7 protein-coding genes are annotated in these 8,957 nt (G+C 55.9%); 6 read left to right on the top strand and 1 reads right to left on the bottom strand.

What is annotated here, in order from left to right; all coding sequences use genetic code 11:
• Positions 1-246, top strand: a 246-nt coding sequence (locus tag ACWVCN_RS06215; RefSeq protein WP_455244693.1) for a hypothetical protein, incomplete at its 5' end; no start/stop codon positions are given.
• Positions 247-789: 543 nt separating this feature from the next.
• Here ACWVCN_RS06215 and ACWVCN_RS06210 read toward each other — a convergent pair.
• Positions 790-1,074: a hypothetical protein gene (locus tag ACWVCN_RS06210; RefSeq protein WP_455244692.1), complete on the bottom strand. Its 285-nt coding sequence runs from the start codon at positions 1,072-1,074 to the stop codon at positions 790-792.
• A gap of 305 nt (positions 1,075-1,379) precedes the next feature.
• Between ACWVCN_RS06210 and ACWVCN_RS06205 the strand changes: the two genes are divergently transcribed.
• The 5 genes from ACWVCN_RS06205 to ACWVCN_RS06185 all read left to right on the top strand — a co-directional run bounded on the left by ACWVCN_RS06205 (position 1,380) and on the right by ACWVCN_RS06185 (position 8,075).
• On the top strand, positions 1,380-2,981 hold the full coding sequence (locus ACWVCN_RS06205; RefSeq protein WP_455244691.1) for a sulfatase family protein: 1,602 nt from the start codon (positions 1,380-1,382) through the stop codon (positions 2,979-2,981).
• 4 nt (positions 2,982-2,985) lie between these two features.
• Positions 2,986-4,647 carry an alpha-L-fucosidase gene (locus tag ACWVCN_RS06200; protein WP_455244690.1) on the top strand — a complete coding sequence of 554 codons (1,662 nt, stop codon included), beginning with the start codon at positions 2,986-2,988 and terminating at the stop codon, positions 4,645-4,647.
• Between the two features lie 5 nt (positions 4,648-4,652).
• On the top strand, positions 4,653-6,224 hold the full coding sequence (locus ACWVCN_RS06195) for a sulfatase family protein (RefSeq protein WP_455244689.1): 1,572 nt from the start codon (positions 4,653-4,655) through the stop codon (positions 6,222-6,224).
• An 11-nt stretch (positions 6,225-6,235) separates the two neighbouring features.
• On the top strand, positions 6,236-7,684 hold the full coding sequence (locus ACWVCN_RS06190; RefSeq protein ID WP_455244688.1) for a sulfatase: 1,449 nt from the start codon (positions 6,236-6,238) through the stop codon (positions 7,682-7,684).
• Between the two features lie 163 nt (positions 7,685-7,847).
• Positions 7,848-8,075, top strand: coding sequence for a hypothetical protein (locus ACWVCN_RS06185; protein ID WP_455244687.1), 228 nt, complete (start codon positions 7,848-7,850; stop codon positions 8,073-8,075).
• Positions 8,076-8,957: the final 882 nt, after the last annotated feature.

Here is an 8,957-nt window from a genome sequence, read left to right as displayed (position 1 = left end):
GCCGCTGACCTCATGATCACCCAAGTTGGGGCCTGTAAGCGCGAAGTTGAGCTGAGACTGTTTCGCGTGAACCGTTGCTTGATCTTCCGTTATGCCGGGATTATTCGGGTTCAGGAACGCGATGACCGCGTCGCCTGTCTGCGGAGCCGTCGAGTAGATCGCCTCACCCCTCAAACGACCAAATGGCACGATCCGCCACCCGCTCGCTTTGTTCCACGAGAGTTTGTCCAGACAGACGCCACATAGATGCGGTAAGCCTTCGCAAGTAGGCTTGCCGCAGTCCGGACACGAGCCACATCGGCCATCACACCCGGCCTTATCACAACCGCATTTACTGAACGGTTGCTGGTAGCCCGCCGGCTCAACTGTTGTTCGGGAAGCGATTGATGGGGAAAGAATTGGATGCTCAGGCTGCATTACCATACGACGAAGTTGAGCGTTCTCGGCCTCCAATGCTTCTAGCCGCCGATGGATGCCCTGAAGCTGACTCCACGCTTCACCTGGCGCCTGGGGCGTGAACTCTTGGTACGCACCGGCTCCGACCGTCGGCAGCGGCTGTGATGACTGAGCCAACAGCAACTGCGGCGCAAGGAGAAGGCACAGAACTGGGACGACGGGACGGCAAACCAACACAGCACTTCTCGGCAAAGAGACAGAAATTGCGGCACATCGTATCGGTTCTTATCGTCAGGCAGTCTAGGAAAACTTTGTCTGTTTTGCCGATTCGGGTAGTTCTTTTGCCATCCGGGCACCGCGCCTCGCGGAGGTCCAGGTGTCGGACGATCAACTTTAGCGATGACATGCCGGCACTAGCTCGCGCATTTGCAGGAGGTTTCCACGGCCAACGTTGCCACAGCGCCGAGGCTCTTCCTCCGTCAACATTGCCGACTTTACGCGAGCAGGCTGGCTGTTGAGCAAGGGGATCTTCGGTTCTTTGGCCATGGTAGCGTCTCGGATGACGGATAGAGTCGCCAAGTCTGGCAATTGACGCCGTACGAGAACCGCGCGAGCGGTCACGACGGTTTTTCCCTCCAGATCAAAGCAGAGGCTGCCATTTCTCGCCGGATGATTCATCAGACTCCCAAAAGTCTCGGCTTTCGCCGAATGGCGTGTTTTCAGTGTCCACCGATCAATCACCTCGGCACGCAAAGTGCCGTTGTGCTTAATGTCCCAAGCCCTCTCCGTATCTCCGAAGACAGGTCCTCAAGATCCTCTTGTGGCCGTGTCTTATGGCACGGCTTTGGAATGAGACCGTTCGCATCGATTCGGGTTTGCGGGCATAATCACATAATTCCCATGGCCAATCGCGTCGAGGACGACAGTTTGACATGACGGCTCCCACCGATGGGACTGACTAGCTTTGCGGAATGGTTTGTTCGATGAGATATGTTTTTACCTTTCTGGCGATTACATGGCTGGGTGCGACGGCTTCGGCGGAAAGCCGGCCGAACATCCTGTTCATTCACATGGAAGACTTGGGCGTGCAGATTCCGGCCTACGGCGATCACACGGTGGCCACTCCGCATCTCGATCAACTGGCGGCCGACGGCATCGTTTTCGAACGGGTTCACGTTACCGCCGCCACCTGTGCAGCCTCGCGCGGGACGATCTTCAGCGGGATGTATCCGCACCAGAACGGGATCATGGGATTTGTTAATCAGCATGGATTCCATTATCGCGAAGGCATCCCCACGTTTGTGGCCGATCTCAAAGCCGCCGGGTACGCTACGGGGATCACTTACAAGGACGGCGTGGAAAGCAGCCATTACAAAACGAAACCCGTTCGCTTCGACTTCCATCCAAAGTACACCGAGAACTGGCTGATGGGCTTGAAAGGGAAGATGGCTCCCAAGGCGAAAGACAACCCGCCGCTGGCCAGTTTTTCCGTGGACAATTTCCAGTACTTTCTGGACCAGCTGAAAGACGGCCAACCGTTTTACTTTCAAGCCCAGACGCCGGACACGCACCATGTCTGGAACCGCCCGCATTTTATTGGAAAGGGAGAACCCGATTGGCCGTATCCCGACGTGAATCGGTCGCGCGTGACGGCCGTGCCAGGTTGGGGGGATTCGCTCCAGCCAACGGGGGCGCTTCGGGAGACGGTGGCTGAATATTACGAGGCGATTCAACGTGTGGACTGGTACGTCGGGCAAATCCTGGGACTGCTGAAGGAATACGGTCACGCCGAGAATACGCTCGTTGTCTTTTCCGCCGATCACGGTCCATCGCATCTTTTGCGCGGCAAGACGACCGCTTATGAAAACGGCTTGCGCGTCCCGTTTATCGTGAGCTGGCCGGGGCATCTGAAGGAACCGGGATCGCGATCCGACGCCCTGGTCTCGTTCGTCGATCTTTACCCCACGTTTGTGGAGGCCGCCGGGTTGGAAATCCCGGAGCATCTGCCGGGTCATTCGATCGTTCCGGTACTCAAAGGCCAGCCTTCACCTCGCAAGCATCTGTATTCGGCCTTCGTGGCCCATACGACCGGGCTGCACCAGTACTGGCCGACTCGCACGGTGACGGACGGGCGTTGGAAGCTGATCCAAAACGTCTTCGGCGATGGCAAACGTCAGCGATTCATCGATGGAAAAACAGCTGTCTTCAGCCTCAACAAACGACTCGGCGAACTACCGGCCGACTCATTGGCGCGACAACTCGCCCACCGTTGTGAAGTTCCTCCGGCGTTCGAACTGTACGACTTGCAAAACGATCCAAACGAACTCCACGATCTTTGGGGTGAGCCCGAACATGCCGCTGTAGAACAACGCTTGCGCAATCAATTGAAGCGCTGGCAGGAGCAGACTCTGGATCCGTTTCGCAATCCGGATTTTGTCGAGAAATTCACGTCGGTCTACCTGAAGAACTACAAAATCTGGAAATCGTTAGGCGGCTTCAGGATGAAAGACCCGAATGCGTTGAATTTTGAGGACTTCATACCCGCCTGGGATGCAACACCTTATCTCGGAAAGAAGGACCGGTAATTTCATGATACATGCACACCAGTGTCTTTGGTCTGCTGTGTTGACGGGAATGTTTCTGGGCGTCGAAGCGCGTGCAGGGGAGCCTGAGTTCAAACCCACTCGAAAATCTCTTTCGCGATACCAAGTGCCCCAATGGTACGAGGACGCCAAGATCGGTTTCTTTTACCACTGGGGGCCGCAATCCGTGATCGGAGACCACTTCAACGCGGACGTGCTCGCCTTCTGCCGGCAACAGGGGAAACATGCCGGCACCGCAAAACGCAACCCGCCCGGGCAATGGGGCGCGACGATGTACCCATCCCCTGGCAAACCGGAAGCCGAACAGAACGCCGCGTCGATTCTTCAGCGTCGCTGGTATGGGGACCAGAAAGAATTCAGCTACAAAGACCTCATTCCGCTGATGACAGGTGAACGATTCGATCCGGAAGAGATGGTCCGGCTGCTCGACGAAGCCGGCGTCAAATACATCGCTCCCCAAGCCGTCCATCACGATGGTTTCGCGATGTGGGATTCCAAGGTCATCGACACCTACAATGCCGCGAACATGGGGCCGAAGAAAGACACCGTGCGGATGGTGATCGATGCCGCCCGAAAGCGGAATATGAAAGTCGGTGTGTCGACTCATGTCTGCCGGCATTCCTGGTACTTCCCCAAGACGCCCGGATACGATGTGAGCGATCCGCAGTACGTCGAGCTCTACGGCGAGGGTCTCGCGAAAGGCGGACTGCCCAAACCGGAGGCTGTGCAGAAATGGGAAGATACGCTCGGTGAACTGGTCGACTCGTTCCATCCGGATTACATCTTTGTCGACGGCGGCACGGCGGATATCTACTGCAACACGAACAGTTACGTCATCCAGGACGCATTCCGACGCATTGTGGCACGCACCTACAATTCCGGTTTGAAGAACGGCTACGAGCCGGTGATTACGTTCAAACGGGAGTCCTTGTACAAGGACGAGGCCGTGCCCGACTATGAAGCCGGCAACCTGCTGGGTATCGCGCCGTACAAATGGCAGACACATGCCAACATTGCCGGTTGGTTCTATCGGCCGGGCCAGTTTGTCACTCCATCGCGGGTGCTGTTCAGGAAGATCGTCGATGTCGTCAGCAAGAACGGAAACATGCTCTTGAACCTGGGGCTGAAAGCCGACGGCTCCATTCCCGACAGCGAGATCGCCTACCTCAAAGACATGGCGAAGTGGACGACGGTCGTTGGCGAGGGGCTTTACAGAACCCGACCGTGGCTGGTTTATGGAGAAACGGAACCCGGAAAATCATTCCAGTTCAAAGAAAATAATCTCAAGGGCATCGTTTACGACGACCCCGAGCGGGTGAAGATGGGAGTGGCCCTCATCTTTGAAGGAGACATCCGCTACACGCGCAGCAAGGAGGGCAGTACGGTTTATGCATTTCGATTGAGCTTTCCGCGGGAGCCCACATTTTTGACGACATTTTCAAAGCAGGGGCCGGCCGGCAATGTCACAGTCAAGAAGATCGAACTCCTTGGTAGCCAGCAGAAGGTAACCTGGAAGCGTACCGACCAGGGAATTCAAATCGCTCCCCCCAAGGAAGGCGTGTTCGAAAATGACGAGTGGCCGGTGGTGTTCAGGATTTCCCTCACACAACCTGGTACCAGCGGAAGTTTCGGAAAGAAAGACCGGTAACATCAATGTTTCAATTCCAGAAAACTGTTTTGATGTTCCTCGCCGGGAACTGTCTATCCCTACTGCCGCTCCTGTATTCGGGTTGGTCATCGGTTACAAATGCGGCTGAGGACGCCAGGCCGAATGTGGTATTCGTTTTGGCGGACGACATCGGTCCCGGCGACATCGAGGTGTTTCAGGAACGCTTTTCCAAGCGGGACGCCTTGATTTCCACGCCCACATTGAACGGTTTGATTCAAGACGGGCTGACCTTTGAAAATGCGAGGACGCCGGCGGCACTCTGCGCACCAACGCGCTGGGCCGTGATGACCGGCAACTACAATTATCGCAGCCACAAACCGTGGGGAATCTGGGGAGCATTTGAACCCAACAGAATCCCTGCTGAGCAGATGACGCTTGGTCGCGTCATGCAGCGGGCCGGTTACACGACGGCTTTCTTCGGCAAGTGGGGATTCGGTTTACAGTGGAATGCTGAGGGATCGAATGAAATCTACACTGGGAATGAATACGGCAAAGGCGCTGTGGATTTGACCCGCGTTGTTCGCGGAGGTCCTTCCGATCTTGGATTCAATTATTCGGTGGCTCTTCCTGCCGGCATCCAGAATGTCCCGTATGCCTTTTATGAAAACGAAAAGTGGATGCCACTTTCAAACGATTCGGTGATCACGAATCTGACGTGGCGAGGTGTCCCCAAAGGGAGTCAGCTGGGCAAACAGCCAGGGAGAGGCGATTCGGCCTGGGATTCCCGCCGAGTTGGACCAATTCTGGCGCAAAAGGCTGTCGATTTTATCACTCGTCGTTCTGATTACAGACCGTTTTTTATCTATTACTGCTCCCAGGCGGTACATCACCCGCACACGCCGCACGATCAACTCGATGGCAAGCCTGTGGCGGGCACAACGCCATCGAAGCATCTCGACATGGTCAACGAATTCGACATTCAACTGGGAATGCTGATTCGTGCCTTGAAAGCGCGTGGTGTCTACGAAAACACGCTGATTGTCGTGACGTCCGACAATGGCGGCATGGCTGGAAACAACGGTGTGAAAGAAACTATTTCCGCGGGACACGACTCCACCGCCGGGCTGCGTGAGGACAAGGGTTCGATTTACGAAGGTGGTTCTCGTGTGCCGTTCATCGCCATCTGGCCGGGAAAAATCCGTCCGGGAACCGTTTCCACCCAACCCGTGATGGCGCAGGATATGTTAGCAACCTTGGCGGCACTGACCGGACGGAAACTCGGCGAAACCGACGCGATGGATTCACTGAATCTGCTGCCGCTGATGACCGGTGTTCCCGGTGCGAAAGGCCACGATGTGATGGTGACTCAGGGGCGTGGCAAACATGGCGTGTGCACCGCGATCATCGAAAACGATTGGAAGCTCATCATCCAGACGAATCAACGGAACGGGCAGATTCGCAAGCCGATCGCACTCTTCAATCTGAAGGAGAATCCGTTGGAAGAGGAGTCCGGCAATCGGATCAATGCTCCCGAACAAGCCGCACGAGTGAAGCATCTCATGAAATTGAACGACCAACTGCGCGACGAAAAACAAAGAACGACTCTAACCCTGTAAGCGGAAATTCGATGGGGAAAAGATTTCTTGCCTGTTGTGCAATCGCGATTGCACTGCTTCCACTGCGGGGGAATGCCGATAGTCTGAAGAACAAAAACGTTCTTCTGCTCTGTGTCGACGACTTGCGCACGGTGATGGGGTGCTACGGCGGAGCCGCGAAGACGCCGAATCTCGACAAACTGGCCGAAACGGCGACCGTGTTCACACGCCACTACATCCAGTGGCCGGTGTGTGGTCCGTCACGCGCTTCAATGCTGGGAGGCTTGCGACCGGATTCGACGGGGATCTACGAAATCGGCAGTTCCTGGCAAATCTCCAAACGCCCTGACACACATCCCACGATGCCCAGGTATTTCCGAGACAACGGCTACACCACGCTGAGTTTCGGCAAGGTCTATCACGGTAAAGGAATCGGTAAGGGTTATGGATGGAGCGAAACGCCGTGGAAGCTCAATTGGACGTGCTATGTCGACTTCGAATACATCACCGGTAAAGAGAAGCGGTGGCGTCCCGCGTATGAGATTTACGACGGCCCCGATTCCAAGCACAACGATTTCCAAACCGCCGACCGAGTGATTCAAGCTCTCCAAGCCAACAAGAATCGCCCGTTCTTCATTGCGGGAGGTTTTTTCAAGCCTCATCTGCCGTTCGTGGCCCCTCAGAAATACTGGGAGCTTTATTCGCCTGAGGACATCAAGACGATCGACCCGGTCAGTCTGCCGGCGGGTGCCGCGGATTACATGTATCACTGGTCGGAAATCGCGTCCTACGGTGGTCCCGACGGGAAATTGTTTTCCGGCGACGACGGCGTGAACGACACCGAGACCCGTCGGATGATTCACGCCTATTACGCGTGCGTCAGTTTCATCGATGCCCAGATCGGCCGCGTTCTCGGCGCATTGGAAAAGAATGGCCTGGCCGAGAATACCGCCGTCGTGATCTGGAGCGATCACGGATTTCATCTGGGCGACCACGGTCGCTGGGCCAAGCACACGCAGTTCGAACAGGCGATGCGAAGCCCGCTGATCGTTCGTTTGCCCGGGCAGCAGGCTTTCACCGGATCGACGAACGCCATCGTCGAGTCGGTCGACATCTATCCAACCTTGTGCGAGTTCGCCGGATTGAAGACGCCGGGCTTTGTCCAAGGAAAAAGCTTCATTCCGGTGCTTGCCGGAAAGTCGAATGGAAAGCCGGCCGCGTTCAGTCAGATCCGGCCCGTGAATCGAAGGAAAGACAACGTGATGGCTTATTCCGTTCGGACGCGGGACTATCGCTATGTCGAGTGGCGCGCGCGCGCTCCCGGCAAAGAGACCACGATCGTGTGGCGTGAACTCTATGACCATCGGACTGATCCGGAAGAGACGATCAGCGTCGCAGACCAGCCCGAATATGCCGAGATCGTCAAGCAGCACGAAAAGCGCGTCTTGGAAAACTATCCCAGCGCCCGGCGATCTGATTGACCACGAGCGACGCGATAATTGCCTCGAATGCACCCTTGCAAAACACGAGAGCGAGAGAGTCCAACACGCAGAGGTGCGATTCACCGAAGCGAACTTGCGGTTTTTCTCAGGCGCCGAGGTTGGACCACCCGCTAGCTCGGAAATATCCAGCGAACCGCAGGAGGTGGAAGGCACCGAAGCGAGTTGGCTAGACCGACTGCCTCCCGGAGCGCACTGTGCGGAATCGGACGCGGACGTGCAGGCTCTGGAGGTATTCATGGAGGCCATTGAGCAAGCCCAAGCGATGGATCGCCAAAGTGTGCGGGAGCGGGCCGCCAGCGAGTTCGGCACCGACCGGATTGTGGACAGCGTCGTGCAAGCCCTCGGAGCCTTGCTGAGGCAGCCCCTCTAATGGCCGACTTGCGGCTTTTCGGCTAATCTGATTTCCATAGCTAAAATTACCCGCACACTCTCGAAGATCAAATGCGGCGATCAGCAGGTCTTTGAAACAATACTGCTGTTGGTCCGTTAGGAAGTGCGTTATTTGGCGGCTGGCAACGCCTACGGTAGAGCCTTTATCCACGCGCCTCAATAAGCGAGTACCTTCCTGAACTTTCGCTGACGAAAGCATCGCCAAATGAAAACACGGAAAACGAAGACAGTTGGACAGCGATACGTTGCGCTACTGCTTACTATCAGCTCGATTACTTGCGCGTGCTTGTCAGCAGCTGCGTGGGGAAGCGACGAAACTAGAGCGGAGGAAGTACCATGCGCCTCGGCCACCCCGATCGTCGAAGGCTGCGAAATCGAGGGGATGATCAAACAGGGTGAATTTGACTCAGCACGCGGGAGGTGGGCTCCTTTGCGCGCGGTAATCAAGATGACGAACACTTCCGATGACGGACGGAAGCTTTCCTTTTTCTGCCAGATCATTTCACAGGACAGCAAGAATCACAGCGATGTCTTTTTGTTCAGCGAGGGGACCTACGAAATGTCTATCGCTCCTCGGGAAACACTTGTTCGGGAGTTTCCTTTCATCGATCTGATGGCCAGCTTGCCCAGTGGTTACACGAAGGACACCATCGCGATAAGATTGGTCGAAAACCATTCAAACGACATGGCGATCACATCGCCATCGAGCCCGGCAAGAAACTTGAGGTCGGCGACGACCCCGTCACTATTGCCGTAAGGACCAAGCAGAAGGTGGCGGAAAACGAAGCAGCCGGATGGAACGCGAACAGGCCAACTGACAACGACGTAATTTTGCCGAGCAAGGCAGTAAATGCGCTCTTAG

Source organism: Petrachloros mirabilis (genome assembly GCF_975968855.1).
The sequence above is the reverse complement of the archived record's forward strand: the minus strand, read 5'-3'. Positions and strand labels throughout refer to the sequence as shown.